Source organism: Sphingomonas naphthae (genome assembly GCF_028607085.1).
Lineage (GTDB): Bacteria > Pseudomonadota > Alphaproteobacteria > Sphingomonadales > Sphingomonadaceae > Sphingomonas_Q > Sphingomonas_Q naphthae.
Genome location: NZ_CP117411.1, coordinates 2,897,491 through 2,911,651, shown reverse-complemented (window position 1 = coordinate 2,911,651; position 14,161 = coordinate 2,897,491). Strand labels below are relative to the sequence as shown.

Annotated in this window: 14 protein-coding genes; 7 read left to right on the top strand and 7 right to left on the bottom strand. The window is 69.0% G+C overall.

Going from position 1 to position 14,161, the window contains the following annotated elements:
- Positions 1–33 precede the first annotated feature (33 nt).
- Complete coding sequence (locus tag PQ455_RS13985) at positions 34–1,329, top strand: HAMP domain-containing sensor histidine kinase (protein ID WP_273686708.1); 1,296 nt, start codon at positions 34–36, stop codon at positions 1,327–1,329.
- An 89-nt stretch (positions 1,330–1,418) separates the two neighbouring features.
- Positions 1,419–2,753: a DUF418 domain-containing protein gene (locus PQ455_RS13980; protein WP_273686707.1), complete on the top strand. Its 1,335-nt coding sequence runs from the start codon at positions 1,419–1,421 to the stop codon at positions 2,751–2,753.
- Positions 2,754–2,869: 116 nt separating this feature from the next.
- Here PQ455_RS13980 and PQ455_RS13975 read toward each other — a convergent pair whose 3' ends face one another.
- From PQ455_RS13975 to gatC, 6 genes are read right to left on the bottom strand one after another with little or no spacing between them, the layout of a single operon-like run.
- Positions 2,870–3,361, bottom strand: coding sequence for a methylated-DNA--[protein]-cysteine S-methyltransferase (locus PQ455_RS13975; protein WP_273686706.1), 492 nt, complete (start codon positions 3,359–3,361; stop codon positions 2,870–2,872).
- 20 nt (positions 3,362–3,381) lie between these two features.
- Positions 3,382–4,875 (bottom strand): Asp-tRNA(Asn)/Glu-tRNA(Gln) amidotransferase subunit GatB, encoded by a 1,494-nt coding sequence (gene gatB / locus PQ455_RS13970; RefSeq protein ID WP_273686704.1) that lies wholly within the window; start codon positions 4,873–4,875, stop codon positions 3,382–3,384.
- Positions 4,868–5,278 carry a type II toxin-antitoxin system VapC family toxin gene (locus PQ455_RS13965; RefSeq protein ID WP_273686703.1) on the bottom strand — a complete coding sequence of 137 codons (411 nt, stop codon included), beginning with the start codon at positions 5,276–5,278 and terminating at the stop codon, positions 4,868–4,870. Before PQ455_RS13965 ends, gatB begins: the two co-directional genes overlap by 8 nt.
- 1 nt (position 5,279) lies before the next feature.
- On the bottom strand, positions 5,280–5,561 hold the full coding sequence (locus PQ455_RS13960) for an AbrB/MazE/SpoVT family DNA-binding domain-containing protein (protein ID WP_273686702.1): 282 nt from the start codon (positions 5,559–5,561) through the stop codon (positions 5,280–5,282).
- Positions 5,562–5,594: 33 nt separating this feature from the next.
- Positions 5,595–7,076, bottom strand: coding sequence for an Asp-tRNA(Asn)/Glu-tRNA(Gln) amidotransferase subunit GatA (gene gatA, locus PQ455_RS13955; RefSeq protein WP_273686701.1), 1,482 nt, complete (start codon positions 7,074–7,076; stop codon positions 5,595–5,597).
- The gene (gene gatC, locus PQ455_RS13950) at positions 7,076–7,363 is read right to left on the bottom strand and encodes an Asp-tRNA(Asn)/Glu-tRNA(Gln) amidotransferase subunit GatC (protein ID WP_273686700.1); all 288 of its coding nucleotides are present in this window, start codon (positions 7,361–7,363) and stop codon (positions 7,076–7,078) included. The genes gatA and gatC overlap by 1 nt, the downstream gene beginning before the upstream one ends.
- Before the next feature lie 287 nt (positions 7,364–7,650).
- Here gatC and PQ455_RS13945 point away from each other — a divergent pair, with 287 nt between their 5' ends.
- From PQ455_RS13945 to PQ455_RS13925, 5 genes are all read left to right on the top strand, one after another.
- On the top strand, positions 7,651–8,784 hold the full coding sequence (locus PQ455_RS13945; RefSeq protein WP_273686699.1) for a DUF3089 domain-containing protein: 1,134 nt from the start codon (positions 7,651–7,653) through the stop codon (positions 8,782–8,784).
- Complete coding sequence (gene ruvX / locus PQ455_RS13940) at positions 8,763–9,266, top strand: Holliday junction resolvase RuvX (protein ID WP_420542787.1); 504 nt, start codon at positions 8,763–8,765, stop codon at positions 9,264–9,266. The genes PQ455_RS13945 and ruvX overlap by 22 nt, the downstream gene beginning before the upstream one ends.
- Positions 9,267–9,274: 8 nt before the next feature.
- Positions 9,275–10,399: a flavodoxin-dependent (E)-4-hydroxy-3-methylbut-2-enyl-diphosphate synthase gene (ispG, locus tag PQ455_RS13935; RefSeq protein ID WP_273686698.1), complete on the top strand. Its 1,125-nt coding sequence runs from the start codon at positions 9,275–9,277 to the stop codon at positions 10,397–10,399.
- Positions 10,400–10,512: 113 nt separating this feature from the next.
- Positions 10,513–11,883 (top strand): M48 family metalloprotease, encoded by a 1,371-nt coding sequence (locus PQ455_RS13930; RefSeq protein ID WP_273686697.1) that lies wholly within the window; start codon positions 10,513–10,515, stop codon positions 11,881–11,883.
- Positions 11,880–12,605: a DsbA family protein gene (locus tag PQ455_RS13925; protein ID WP_273686696.1), complete on the top strand. Its 726-nt coding sequence runs from the start codon at positions 11,880–11,882 to the stop codon at positions 12,603–12,605. The genes PQ455_RS13930 and PQ455_RS13925 overlap by 4 nt, the downstream gene beginning before the upstream one ends.
- Positions 12,606–12,648: 43 nt before the next feature.
- On the opposite strand, the gene ftsZ is transcribed toward PQ455_RS13925, so the two are convergent.
- Complete coding sequence (gene ftsZ, locus PQ455_RS13920) at positions 12,649–14,121, bottom strand: cell division protein FtsZ (protein ID WP_273686695.1); 1,473 nt, start codon at positions 14,119–14,121, stop codon at positions 12,649–12,651.
- Between the last annotated feature and the right edge of the window lie 40 nt (positions 14,122–14,161).

The window sequence follows — 14,161 nt, the reverse complement described above, 5'->3', positions numbered from 1 at the left end:
ACATCGCTGCGCGCGATCCTGATCGGCTATGGCGTGGCCGGGGTCGTCGCGTGCGCGCTGCTGACGCTCGCGGTCTATCTGTTCGCGCACCGGGCGATCGACCTGTTCGTCGATCACCGCCTCGCCAATGAGGCGAGCCTGCTGATCGGCCCGTCCACCGCTCCGGCGGTGGGTGACGTGATCGAGCGGGTCAATGCGCTCAAGGACAGGCGCGATACCGCCGACATCGGCGCGGCTCTGTTCGATCGCGCCGGCAACCAGCTCGCCGGCCGGCTGCGCCTCCAGCGCCCGCCGGTGCTGGGGGCGAGCGCGCTCGGCAAGCGCGACCGCATCCCCGCGATCGAACGGGGGCGCGCGCTCGGCCGGCGTTTCGGCGACAATATGGTGCTGGTCGTGGTGGCGGATAGCGAGCCGGTGCCGCATTTCGATCTGCTGCTGCTCGGCATCCTTTCGCTCGGATCGCTGATGGTGGCGTCGGCGACCGGCGTGTCGCTGCTGCTGGCGGCACGGGTCGTCGGCCGGCACATGCGCGACATGCGCGGCGCGGCCGAGGCGATCATCGGCGGCGACCTCAGGCGCCGCATCCCCGAGACCGGCGGCGATACCGAGTTCGACCGGCAGGCCCACACCTTCAACCGGATGCTCGACCGGATCGACGAGTTGATGGGGAGCCTGCGCCATGTCGCCCAAGACGCCGCGCATGATCTGCGCTCGCCGCTGGTGCGCCTTCAGACCCGCCTCACCCGCCTGTCGCAACAGGCTGGGCTGGGCGCGCACGAGGCCGAGGTGGAGGCGGCGCTGGCCGATTGCGAGGCTATGGTGGAACTGCTCGCCACCGTGCTGCGCATCGCCGAGGTGGAGGGCGGCAGCCGCCGCAGCCAGTTCGCCCCCGTCCGGCTCGACGAACTGGCCGCGCGGATGGTGGCGCTCTACGAGCCGATGGTGCGTGACGGCGGGCGCATGCTGGAGCTGGCCGGCACCGCGCCGATCAGCCTGCGCGGCGATCGCCCGATGCTGTCGCAGCTCCTCGCCAACCTCATCGAAAACGCCCACCGCCACACCCCGCCGGGCAGCCGCATCCGCGTCTCCGTCCGCACGGAGGACCGCGATGTCGCGATCCTCGAGGTGACGGACGACGGCCCCGGCATTCCGCCCTCCGCACGGGCGATGGCGCTGCGCCGCTTCGGCCGGCTGGAGGCCAGCCGCTCGACCGAAGGCCATGGCCTCGGCCTCTCGCTCGTCGGCGCCGTGGCCAAGCTGCACGGTGGCGGCGTGGTGCTGGGCGATGCCGCCCCCGGCCTGCGCGTCACGATCCGCCTGCCGGTATGAAGCCTTTTCCCTATCGTTGTGAAATGTTGCTGGCGGGTGTGGCAATCCCCTAATACACTGGCGCCCTGATCGGGATTCGGGGGCGGGGCATGACGACGGACGCGGCATTGTCGGCGGAGGCCGAGCGCAAGGGGCGGGCGGCAGAGCCGGATGGGGCGCCGCGCATCGCCATCCTCGATATTCTGCGCGGGATCGCCATCCTCGGCATCCTGTTCATGAACGTCAACGACATGGCGCAGAGCTTCTCCGGGCCGGACATCCGCCATCTCGGCTGGAGCGTGGCCGACCAGATCGCCTGGTGGACCCGCCAGATCCTCGCCGACGGCACCGCCCGCGCGCTGCTGGAAATGCTGTTCGGCGCGGGCATGGTGATCCTGACCGAGCGGATCGCGGGCATCGCGCGCGGCAAGGTGCTGCGCCGCTATTATTGGCGCAACATCGTGCTGTGGGCGTTCGGCATGATCCACATCTTCGTGCTGATGTGGCCGGGCGACATCCTCCACACCTATGGCGTGGCGGCGCTGGTGGCCTTCTGGTTCCGCCGGCTGCGGCCGCGCTGGCTGATCGTGATCGGGCTGATCGGCGCGACGATGCAATTGGGCGCGGCCAGCTATTTCGGCATCTACCAGCCGACCCGGCAGCGCGCCGAGGTGGCTACGCTGACGGCCAAACGCGACGCCGGCCAGAGCCTCACCCCCGCCGAGACCAAGACGCTGAAGAAGGCCGCCGAGAACGCCGCCAAACGCGCCAAGAACAAGGCCGAGCACAAGGCGGAGGTCGCCGCCGAGGACAAGGCGCGCTCCAGCACCAGCGCTAACTGGTTCAGGGCGCAGGTCGACAAGTCGATCGAGCGGCTCGGCTTCGGCGAATTGTTCGCCATCTGGGAGGCGACGGGCACGATGCTGATCGGCGCGGCTCTGTTCAAGATGGGCATATTGCAGGGCGCGCGCAGCCGGGGCTTCTACCTGCGGCTGACCTTGATCGCCTATGCCATCGGCCTGCCGATGCGGGCGTGGGGCGCGTGGGAGATCACCCGCTTCAACGACATGCCGCGCCTCGACTGGGCGTGGCAGGAATATGCCCGGCTGGCGGCGACGCTCGGCCATATCGGGCTGGTCAATCTGCTGGCGACGACGATCGTGGGGGCGCGGCTGTTGCGACCGTTCGTGGCGGCGGGGCGGACGGCGCTGTCGATCTATGTCGCGCAGACCCTCATCTGCCTGTGGCTGCTGTTCCCGCCCTTCGCCTTGGGGCTGTACGGGCAGCTGACGTGGATGCCGATGATGCTGGCATCGGTCGCGATCGATGCGCTGCTGCTGTGGGGGGCCAACGTCTACCTGCGGCATTATGCGATCGCGCCGGTGGAATGGGCGTGGCGGTCGATCGTGGAGGGGCGGAAGCTGGCGTTGCGGCGGGCAGCCTGATCGACACCAAACCTTCACCGTTCGCCCTGAGCGCAGTCGAAGGGCGTGCCCCGCGCGCTGCGTCCAGCCGCACGTCCTTCGACTTCGCTCAGGACGAACGGGCCATCATCGTACGGCTATAACAGCCTCGGCGCCCGCTCCAGATCGAGCAGATAGCGTTTCGCCTCCAGCCCGCCCGCGAAACCCGTGAGGCTGCCGCCCGATCCGATCACCCGGTGGCAGGGCGCGATGATCGAGATGGGGTTGCGGCCGTTGGCGGCGCCCACCGCGCGCTGCGCGTCCGGCCGGCCGATCTGCGCCGCGATCGCGCCATAGCTGCGCGTCTCGCCATAAGGGATGGTGAGCAGCGCGGCCCACACCGCTTTCTGGAACTCGGTCCCCTCGAAGCGCAGCGGCACGGTGAAACGCCGCAGATCGCCCGCGAAATAGGCGTCGAGCTGCCGCGCCGCCTCGGCCAGCACCGGATGATCGGGCTGCGCGGCCGTCTCGGCCAGCCGCACCCGGCCCGGCCGGTCGCTTTCCCACAGGATCGCGAGCAAGGCATCGGCGTCAGCCACCAGGGTCAGGGTGCTGACGGGCGACGGCATGGTGTGACGGGCGAGCGTCACAACGCGTCTCGGATCCTCGATCAGCCCAGCGCCTTCTTCACCGCCTCGTTCACCACCTGCGGGTTGGCCTTGCCGCCCATCGCCTTCATCGTCTGGCCGACGAAGAAGCCGAACAGCGCGACCTTGCCGCCGCGATACTGCTCGACCTTGTCGGCGTTGGCGGCGAGGATTTCGGCCACCTTCGCCTCGATCGCGCCGGTGTCGCTGGTCTGCTTCAGCCCGCGCGCCTCGACGATCGTCGCGGGATCATCGCCGGTTTCCAGCATGATCTCGAACACCTGCTTCGCGAGAGTACCCGAAAGCGTGCCGTCGGCGACGAGGCCGAGCAGTTGCGCGCCCTGCGCCGGGCTCACCGGGCTGTCGGCGATATCCTTGCCGAGCCGGTTGAGGGCGCCGAACAGGTCGGAGATCAGCCAGTTGGAGGCGGCCTTGGCTACGCTCTCGGGCGGCTTGCCGCTGGCGTCCAGCATCGCCTCGAACCAGCGCGCGGTCTCCACGTCGGCGGTCAGCACGGCGGCGGCGTAGGGCGTCAGCCCCAGCGCCTCGTAGCGCGCGCGCTTGGCGTCGGGCAGTTCGGGCAGGCTGGCGGCGCATTCGCTCAGGAAGGCGTCGTCCAGCTCCAGCGGCAGCAGATCGGGATCGGGGAAATAGCGGTAATCGTGCGCGTCCTCCTTGGAGCGCATCGACCGCGTCTCGTTGCGGTCGGGATCGTAGAGGCGCGTCTCCTGCACGATGCTGCCGCCGGCCTCCAGCACGTCGACCTGACGCGACGCCTCCTGCCGGATCGTCTCCATCACGAAGCGGACGGAATTGACGTTCTTGGTCTCGGTGCGGGTGCCGAACGGCTCGCCGGGCTTGCGCACCGAGACGTTGACGTCGGCGCGCATCGAGCCCTGCTCCATGTTGCCGTCGCAGCTACCGACATAGCGGAGCACCTGCCGCAGCTTGCGCAGGTAGGCCCCGGCCTCGGCGGGCGAGCGCATGTCGGGGCGGCTGACGATCTCCATCAGCGCCACGCCCGATCGGTTGAGATCGACGTAGGAGCGGGTGGGGTGCTGGTCGTGCATCAGCTTGCCGGCGTCCTGCTCGACATGGATGCGCTCGACGCCGATCGTCTTGGCCTCGCCCGGCCCGTCCTTCTCCTCGGGCTCGATCGGGATCGCGCCCTCGCCGACGAGCGGGTGGTAGAGCTGGCTGATCTGATAGCCCTGCGGCAGATCGGCGTAGAAGTAATTCTTCCGGTCGAAGCGCGACCAGCGATTGATCTCCGCGCCCAGCGCCATGCCGGTGCGGACGGCCTGGCGGATGCACTCGCGGTTCGGCACCGGCAGCATCCCCGGCATCGCCGCGTCGATCAGGCTGACCTGCGCGTTCGGCTCCGCCCCGAAGGCGGTGGCGGCGCCCGAGAAGAGCTTGGCCTGCGTGTCGATCTGGGCGTGAACCTCCAGCCCGATCACGACCTCCCACTCGCCGGTGGCGCCCTGGATGCGGTAGGAGGGGGATGCGTCAGCCATTGTCCGTGTCCGATGGAGTGATGAGGGTGAGGTCGGGGAAGTAGCGCACGAAGCGCCGCCTGTCGCGGGTGAGAAGCGTGGCACCGAGCGTTTGCGCATGCGCCCCGATCAGGAAATCGGCGAGGATCGCCTGCCGCTCGCCGCCTGCCGCGCGATAGGCGGCATGGGCATGGCCCGCATGGAAGGCGCTGTGATCGTCGATCGGATGCACCGTGATCCCCAGACCTCCGATCAACCCGGTCAAAGTCGCGAGGGCCTCGAAACGGGGTGAAAGCTCCGCGAGGACCACCGGATTTATGCCCCGAGGGCCTTCGGCTCGATGCACATTTTCGGTGGACCAGAGGTGCCATGCGGAGCCCGGATCGAAAAGATCGATCAGGATGTTGGTGTCGAGGAAGACCATTTCAGCGGGGAGCGGGCACAGGCTCGCGGATCATCGCCATATATTCGTCGGTCGACATCTTGCTCGGCAGCGGCGGAAATTGCTCCAGCAGCGCGTGGAGCCGCTTCCTGAACTGGTCGGGGGTTTCCTTCGGCTCGACCGGCACCTCCGCCTTGCGAACCGAAATCCGGTCCCCATCCTGCTCGAACGCGACCGTGTCGCCCGGCTTCAGATCGAGCAGATCGCGCACGTCCTTGGGAATCGTCACCTGACCCTTGATCGTGAGGCGGCTGTGAGTCGTCATGGGCCGAGTATTACCGAGCGGCGGTAATACCGTCTACCACCACTTGCCCGCGCGTGCCGTGAAGCCGGCGCGCTGTTCGATCGCGAGGCTCGCGTTGAGGACGCCCTGTTCGTCGAGCGGCTTGCCGATGATCTGGAGGCCGAGCGGCAGGCCCTGCGCGTCCAGCCCGCCCGGCACCGACATCGCCGGCACGCCCGCGAGACTGGCGGGCACGGTGAAGACGTCGTTCAGATACATGGCAATCGGGTCGTCGCTCTTCTCGCCCAGACCGAACGCCGCCGAAGGCGCGGTGGGGGTGAGGAGCACGTCGCACACCTCCCACGCTTTGTCGAAATCCTGCGCGATCAGCGCGCGGACCTTCTGCGCCTTGGTATAATAAGCGTCGTAGAAGCCCGCCGAGAGGACGTAGGTGCCGATCAGGATGCGGCGCTTCACCTCCGGGCCGAAACCGGCGGCGCGGGTCGCGGCATACATGTCCTGAAGGTTGGCGCCATCGGGCAGGTCGCGCAGGCCATAGCGCACGCCATCGTAGCGGGCGAGGTTGGACGACGCCTCGGCCGGGGCGATGATGTAATAGGTCGGCAGCGCATAATGGGTGTGCGGCAGCGAAACCTCGACGATCTCGGCGCCGGCGTCCTTCATCCAGGCGATACCCTGCTGCCACAGCGCCTCGATCTCGGTGGGCATGCCCTCGACGCGATATTCCTTCGGGATGCCGACCCGCTTGCCGCGCATGTCGGCGGACAGAGCCGCCTCCCAATTGGGCACGGCCACGTCGAGCGAGGTCGAATCTTTCGGATCGAAGCCCGCCATCGTCTCCAGCAGGATCGCGCAATCCGCCACGTCGCGCGCCATCGGCCCGGCCTGGTCGAGCGAGGAGGCGAAGGCGACCACGCCCCAGCGCGAGCAGCGGCCGTAGGTCGGCTTGATGCCCGAGATGCCGGTGAAGGCGGCCGGCTGGCGGATCGATCCGCCGGTGTCGGTGCCCGTGGCACCCGGCACGATCCGCGCCGCCACCGCCGAGGAGGAGCCGCCCGACGAGCCGCCGGGGGCGAGCGCGGCATTGCTTCCGTCGCCCCGCCGCCACGGCGAGATCACGTTGCCGAACGCGCTGGTCTCGTTCGACGAGCCCATGGCGAACTGGTCGAGGTTGAGCTTGCCCAGCATCCCCGCGCCCGCGCCGAACAGCTTGGCGGTGATGGTCGATTCATAGGTCGGCACGAAATTGCCGAGGATGTGGCTGGCGGCGGTGGTCTGCGTGCCGGCGGTGCAGAACAGATCCTTGATGCCCAGCGGCACGCCGGCCAGCGGCGCGGTGTCGCCCGTGGCGCGCGCTGCGTCGGCGGCGTCGGCGGCGGCCAGCGCATGGTCCGGCGTCTTGACGATGAAGGCGTTGAGCGCGTCGGCGCCCGCGACCGCCGCGTTGAACGCCTCGGCCACCTCGCGCGCGGTGAAGTCGCCGGCGCGGAAGCCGTCGCGGATGCCGGCGACGGTGAGATCGGTGAGGGCGGTCATTACTCGATCACCTTGGGCACGGCGAAGAAGCCATGTTCGGCCTGCGGGGCGTTGGCCAGCACCTTGTCGCGGATGCCGCCGTCGGTGACGACGTCGTCGCGCAGGCGCAGATGGTTGGGGATGACGGCGGCGAGCGGGGCGACACCGTCGGTGTTCACCTCGTCGAGCATGTCGACCCATTTGAGGATGGTGTTGAGTTCGCCGACCATCGCCTCCGCTTCGCCGTCGGTGACGGCGATACGGGCGAGGCTGGCGATCTTCCGGACGGTGGCGGTATCGACGGACATGGGGGGCGGCTAGCATCGGGGCGGTGCGGCTTCAAGCGCGGGGTGGTTTCGGGGCTGCCTTCGATCTTTTTCGTCACCCCGGACTTGTTCCGGGGTCTACCTGGAAGCCGGCGATTCGGCTGACTATCTGCCAAAGCGATCGGGGGCCGGTGGACCCCGGCACGAGGCCGGGGTGACGGTCATCGCTTTGGTGAAAACGCCTCCTCTTGCATTGGACGGCGGCCCGATTGCCCGCTACGCACTTGCCACCCGCGCAGTTTATGCTGCACTGCACAATGGATTGATCGATGGCGGCGCGCCGTTTCCTTTACGTCATCGCGGGAGCCATCATGTTGTTGCTGGGTGCGGCCGTCGGCTGGAATCTGTTCTGGGACAGGATGTTGAGCTTCTCCTTCGTGCCGGGGGTGAGCTTCGCCAAGTCCGCCGTGGGCACCGCGCCGGATTTCACCCGTGCGGACGGCTGGCTGTCGCGCCCCGATCTGCCGCAGGATCCGTCGCGCTGGTTGCCGGACGGCATGGCGCGCACCGCCAACCCACAGGTCGCGGTGTTCTATGTCAGCCCGACGACCTTCCTCGGCCGCGACCGCTGGAACGCGCCGCTCGACGATCATGAGGCCAATGAACGGTTGCGGCTGTTCGCCTCGTCGCAGGCGTCGGCGTTCAACGCGGTGGGGGCGGTGTGGGCGCCGCGCTACCGGCAGGCGACGATCGGCGCCTTCCTGAGCGACGGCGAGGATGCGCAAAAGGCGCTCGACTTCGCCTATCAGGATATCGCGCGCGGCTTCGATGCGTTTCTGGCGCAGATCCCGCGCAACCGGCCGATCCTGCTGGCGGGGCACAGCCAGGGCTCGCTCCACCTGATGCGGCTGCTGAAGGAGAAGATCGCCGGCAAGCCTGTCGCCGACCGGATCGTCGCGGCCTATCTGCCCGGCTGGCCGATCTCGATGACGGCCGATCTGCCCGCGATGGGCCTGCCGGCCTGCACCGCGCCGGGGCAGGCGGGGTGCATCCTCTCGTGGCAGAGCTTTGCCGACGGCGGCGATCCGCGCCTGCTCGACAAGCATTTCGATACGACCACGGGCCTCACCGGCGCACCGCGCAAGAGCACCGCGATGCTGTGCGTCAATCCGCTGACGGGCGCGCCGGGCACGGCGGCGCTCGCCAGCGCCAATCGCGGCGCGCTGGTGCCGCGCGCGGGCCTGCACGGTGCCGATCTGGTGCCCGCCAAGGTGCCGGCGCGCTGCGATGCGCGCGGGCTGCTGATGATCGGCGACGCGCCCGCCGGCTATGGCGCCTATGTGCTGCCCGGCAACAATTTCCACGTCTTCGATTACGCCCTGTTCTGGGCCAATTTGCGCGCCGATGCCGAGGCGCGCGCCAAGACCTATCTGGGCAAGGCATGGACGCCGCTCCGGCCCTGATCACCAGCACCGCCGCCACCTTCGCCGCCGCGCTGCCCGAGGGGGGGCGGCTGGCGGGGCTGGACGTGGGCACCAAGACGATCGGGGTCGCCTTGTGCGACGCCGGCTGGGCGATCGCCAGCCCGGCCGAGACGATCCGCCGCGCCAAATTCTCGGTCGACGTGGCGCTGCTGCGCGAGATCGTCCGCAAGCAATCGGTGAAGGGGCTGGTGATCGGCCTGCCGCTCAGCCTCGACGGGACGGACAGCCCGCGCACCCAGTCGGTCCGCGCCTTCGCCCGCAATTGCGCGGGGCTGGCTCTGCCGATCCTGCTGTGGGACGAGCGCTGGTCCACCGCCGCCGTCACCCGCACCCTGCTGGAAGCCGACGCCAGCCGCGCGCGCCGCGCCGAACTGGTCGACAAGCTGGCCGCCAGCTACATCCTGCAAGGCGCGATCGACGCGATGATGATGGGTGGCCCGGCGCTGTTCGACGCGGTATAGGGGCGGCCATGTCGATACGTCCCTGGCGCGATATCGCGCGGCGCCCCTCCCGCCAGATCATGGTGGGCAACGTCCCCGTCGGCGGGGGCGCCCCCATCACCGTCCAGACGATGACCAACACGCCGACCACCGACGTGAAAGCCACGATCGACCAGATCCGCCGCTGCGAAGAGGCCGGGGCGGACATCATCCGCGTTTCCTGCCCGGACGAGGAATCGACCGCCGCGCTGAAGCAGATCGTGCGCGCCGCCAAGGTACCGATCGTCGCCGACATCCACTTCCACTACAAGCGCGCGCTGGAAGCCGCCGACGCGGGCGCGGCCTGCCTGCGCATCAACCCCGGCAACATCGGCTCCTCGGCGCGCGTCGCCGAAGTGGTGCGCGCGGCCAAAGCCAACGGCTGTTCGATCCGCATCGGCGTCAACGGCGGCAGTCTCGAGAAGGATCTGCTCGAAAAATATGGCGAGCCGTGTCCCGAGGCGCTGGTCGAAAGCGCGCTGGATCATATCAAGCTGCTCGATGACGCCGATTTCCGCGAATATAAGGTCGCGGTGAAGGCGTCGGACCTGTTCCTGGCCGTCGCCGCCTACCAGCAGCTGGCCGAGGCGGTCGATTGCCCGCTGCACCTGGGCATCACCGAGGCGGGCGGGCTGATCGGCGGCACGGTGAAATCCTCGATCGGCATGGGATCGCTCCTGTGGTTCGGCATCGGCGACACGCTGCGCGTCTCGCTCTCGGCCGAGCCGGAGGAAGAGGTGCGGGTCGGGTTCGAGATGCTCAAGGCGCTCGGTATCCGCAATCGCGGCGTGCGGGTGGTGTCCTGCCCGTCCTGCGCGCGGCAGGGCTTCGACGTGATCCGCACGGTCGAGACCTTGGAAGCCCGCCTCCAGCATATCCGCACGCCGCTGTCGCTGTCGGTGCTGGGCTGCGTCGTCAACGGCCCCGGCGAGGCGCGCGAGACCGACATCGGCCTCACCGGCGGCGGCGCGGGCAAGCATATGGTCTATCTGTCGGGCGTCACCAGCCACACGGTGCAGGATGCCGACATGGTCGACCATATCGTCAAGCTGGTCGAGGCGAAGGCCGCCGAGATCGAGGCCGCCGAAGCCGCGACGTTGCAGGCGGCGGAATAAAGCAGCCGGCGGAATAAGGCTCGCGCGACGCAGCCGGGGCCATTAGCATCATGCCGATGGGAACCCCCGCCCGCTTCAGTTTCCGTTCACCCGCCCGACAGGAAAGCGGCGCGATGCGCTGCCTCCGTCAGTTCGCGCGGCTTGCGCTCTTCGTCCTGTTGAGCGCCGGGCTCACGCTCCGCCCGGTCGCCGCGCAATCGGTGCTGCGCGATGCCGAGACCGAGAAGTTCCTCCAGGACATATCCGCCCCGCTGGTGGCGGCCGCCGGGCTCCAGCCGGGCAACGTCAAGATCATCCTGATCGGCGATCCCGAGATCAACGCCTTCGTGGCGGGTGGCCAATATGTCTACATCCACTCCGGCCTGCTGATCGCCGCCACCAGCGCCAACGAGGTGCAGGGCGTGATCGCGCACGAGATCGGCCACATCACCGGCGGCCACGTCATCCGCAACAACGAGGGCGCCAAGCCCGCGATGGGGATCATGCTCCTCTCGCTGCTGCTGGGCGCGGCGGCGGCGGCGGCGGGCAGCGCCGAGGCGGGCATGGGCCTCTTCTCCGCCGGGCAGCGCGCCGCGATGGGCAAATATCTCGCCTTCAGCCGCGCGCAGGAGGGTAGCGCCGATGCCGCCGGCGCCAGCTTCCTCGAAAAAGCGGGCATCACCGGCAAGGGGATGCTCAGCTTCTTCGGCAAATTGCGCTCGCAGGAATATCGCCTCACTTCCAGCTACGCGCAGGTCGACCCCTACGCCCAGACCCACCCGCTGACCGCCGATCGCATCACCACGCTACGCGGCACGCTGGAGGCGTCGCCCAACTGGAACAAGCCGACCGATGCGGGCTTCGAGAAGCGCTTCGCGCGGATCAAGGGCAAGCTCTACGGCTTCGTCACCGATCCCGATCTGGTGCTGCGCAAATATCCCGAGAGCGACCAGAGTGTGCTGGCGCGCTATGCCCGCGCCTATGCCTGGCACCGCGCCGCCTATCCCGAAAAGGCCGAGGCGGAGATCGAGAAGCTCGTCGCGAGCGATCCGCAGGATCCCTATTTCCTCGAACTCAAGGGCCAGATCCTGACCGAATCGGGCAAGCCGACGGCGGCGATCGCCCCCTTGCGCGCGGCGGTCGCCAATTCGCGCAACGAGCCGCTCATCGCCGCCTCGCTCGGCCATGCCCTGATCGCGTCGGAAGACCCGAAGAATCTGGCCGAGGCGGGGCAGGTGCTGAAGCTCGCGGTCAACCGCGACGAGGACAATCCCTTCGCCTGGTACGAACTGGGGCTGGTCTATGACCGGGCGGGCGATCGCGCGCGCGCGGCGATGGCCTCGGCCGAGCGCTACAGCCTCATCAACCAGCCCGGCATGGCGCTCTCCAATGCCGAAATGGCGTTGCAGGGGCTGCCGGCCGGCACGCCCGATTACATCCGCGCGCAGGATATCGCGGTGACGGCGCGCAACGAGATGGAAAACCAGAAGAGCAAGCGGCGATGAGCGGCGGACGGTGGAGTCTGGCGGCGGCGGGCGCCGCCGGCCTGATCGCGGGCGTGGCGGCGATGACCCTGTGGGCGCCGGCCCACCCCGACAAGGCGCGGATCGAGGCGATCGTCCACGATTATGTTCTGGCCCATCCCGAGATATTGCCCGAGGCGATGGCCCGGCTGGAGCAGCGCGAGACGGGTAAACGCCTCGCCCCGGAGCGCGCCGCGCTGGAGAAGCCCTTCGCGGGCGCCTGGGCGGGCGCGGCCAGGCCGGACGTCACTCTGGTCATGTTCACCGATTACAGCTGCGGCTTCTGCCGGGCGAGCGTGCCCGACGTCGATCGCCTGCTGGCGGAGGACAAGGGGCTGCGGGTCGTGTGGCGCGAAATCCCGATCCTCGGCCCGCAGAGCGAGGTAGCGGCGCGCACCGCGCTGGCGGCGGCGGAGACGGGCGAGGGGAAATATCTCGCCTTCCACCGCACTCTCTTCGCCAGCGGCCCGCCCAGCGACGACAAAATGGCGGGCGCGGCGCGCAAGGTCGGCCTCGATCCCGCGCAGCTCGCGGCGGCGGGCAAGTCGGCGGCCGTCACCGAGGAAATCCGCGCCAACCTCAAGATGGTCGAAACCCTCGGCATCGGCGGCACCCCCGCCTTCGTTGTCGGCGATCAGTTGCTGTCGGGCATGGTCGGCTACGACGCGCTCAAGAAGGCCGTCGCGGCGGCGCGGAAGGCCTGATCGCCGCGCTATCGGCCCCGGCACATAGGCCGGGGCGGAAGGCTTACTGGTTGTTCTGCCGGTTCAGGAAACGCGGGATATCCAGCGGGTCGCGCGGCGGGGTCGGCTCGTCGTCGCCGCTCGGCTTGGCGCCGCCGCGGGCGAGGTTGGACATGCGTTCGAACAGGGTGCCGCCCGCCGCCGGCTTCACGGTCGGCTTCGGGGCGGGCTCGGGGGCAGCGGCGGCCTCTTCCTCGGCGCCAGGCCAGCGGCCGGGGAGCGGCTTGGGCGCGGCGCTGGCGGAATCGAGCAGCAGCTCGTCGGGCTCGGCCGGGGCCGGCGCGGGGCTCACCATCTGCGGCGTCAGGTCGAGATCGGGCAGCACCTCGGGCTCGCCATAAGCGGTCGGCACGGGGGCCGGCGGCGGCGCGGGCGGGGTCGCCTCGGTCGTCTTGGGCGCGGCCACGGCTTCGCGGACGGACAGCGACGCGGGCTCGATCGACGGGCGCTGGTCGAGGCGGGTGCGCGGCGGGAAGGTGAACAGCTTGGCCGGCTCGGCGGCGGGCTGCTCGCCCACTTCGATGCCGGTCGCCACCACCGACACGCGGATCTTGCCGTCGAGATCGTTGTTGAACGCCGAACCCCAGATGATGTTCGCGTCGGGATCGACCAGTTCCTTGATGTGGTTGGCGGCCTCGTCGACCTCCATCAGGCGCATGTCGTCACCGCCGGTGATCGAGATGATGACGCCCTTGGCGCCCTTCATCGACACGCCGTCGAGCAGCGGGTTGGCGATCGCCTTTTCGGCGGCCTCGATCGCGCGATTGTCGCCCGATGCCTCGCCCGTGCCCATCATCGCCTTGCCCATCTCGCTCATCACCGAGCGCACGTCGGCGAAGTCGAGGTTGATGAGGCCGGGCATCACCATCAGATCGGTGATGCCGCGCACGCCCTGTTGCAGCACCTCGTCGGCCATCTGGAACGCTTCCTTGAAGGTCGTGTTCGGGTTGGCGATCAGGAAGAGATTCTGGTTGGGGATGACGATCAGCGTATCGACATGCTTCTGAAGCTCGGCGATGCCGGCCTCGGCCGATTTGGAGCGGCGGTTGCCCTCGAAGCTGAACGGCTTGGTGACGACGCCGACGGTCAAGATGCCGCGATCGCGCGCCGCCTTGGCGATGACGGGGGCCGCCCCCGTGCCGGTGCCGCCGCCCATGCCGGCGGCGATGAAGCACATGTGCGCGCCTTCCAGCGCCTTTTCGACCTGCTCGATCGTCTCTTCCGCCGCCGCGCGGCCGATCTCGGGCCGCGAACCGGCGCCCAGCCCTTGCGTGATCTTCAGGCCCAGCTGGATGCGCTGTTCGGCCGGCGAGGCGTTGAGCGCCTGCGCGTCGGTGTTGGCGACGACAAAATCGACGCCCTGCACATCGGAGGCGATCATGTTGGCGATCGCGTTGCCGCCCGCTCCACCGACGCCGATCACGCTGATTCGCGGCTTCAGCTCATCGACTTCGGGACGCAGAAATTCGATCGTCATTACGGGTCTCTCCGAGAGGGCGTGCAGCTCCCACGCCGCC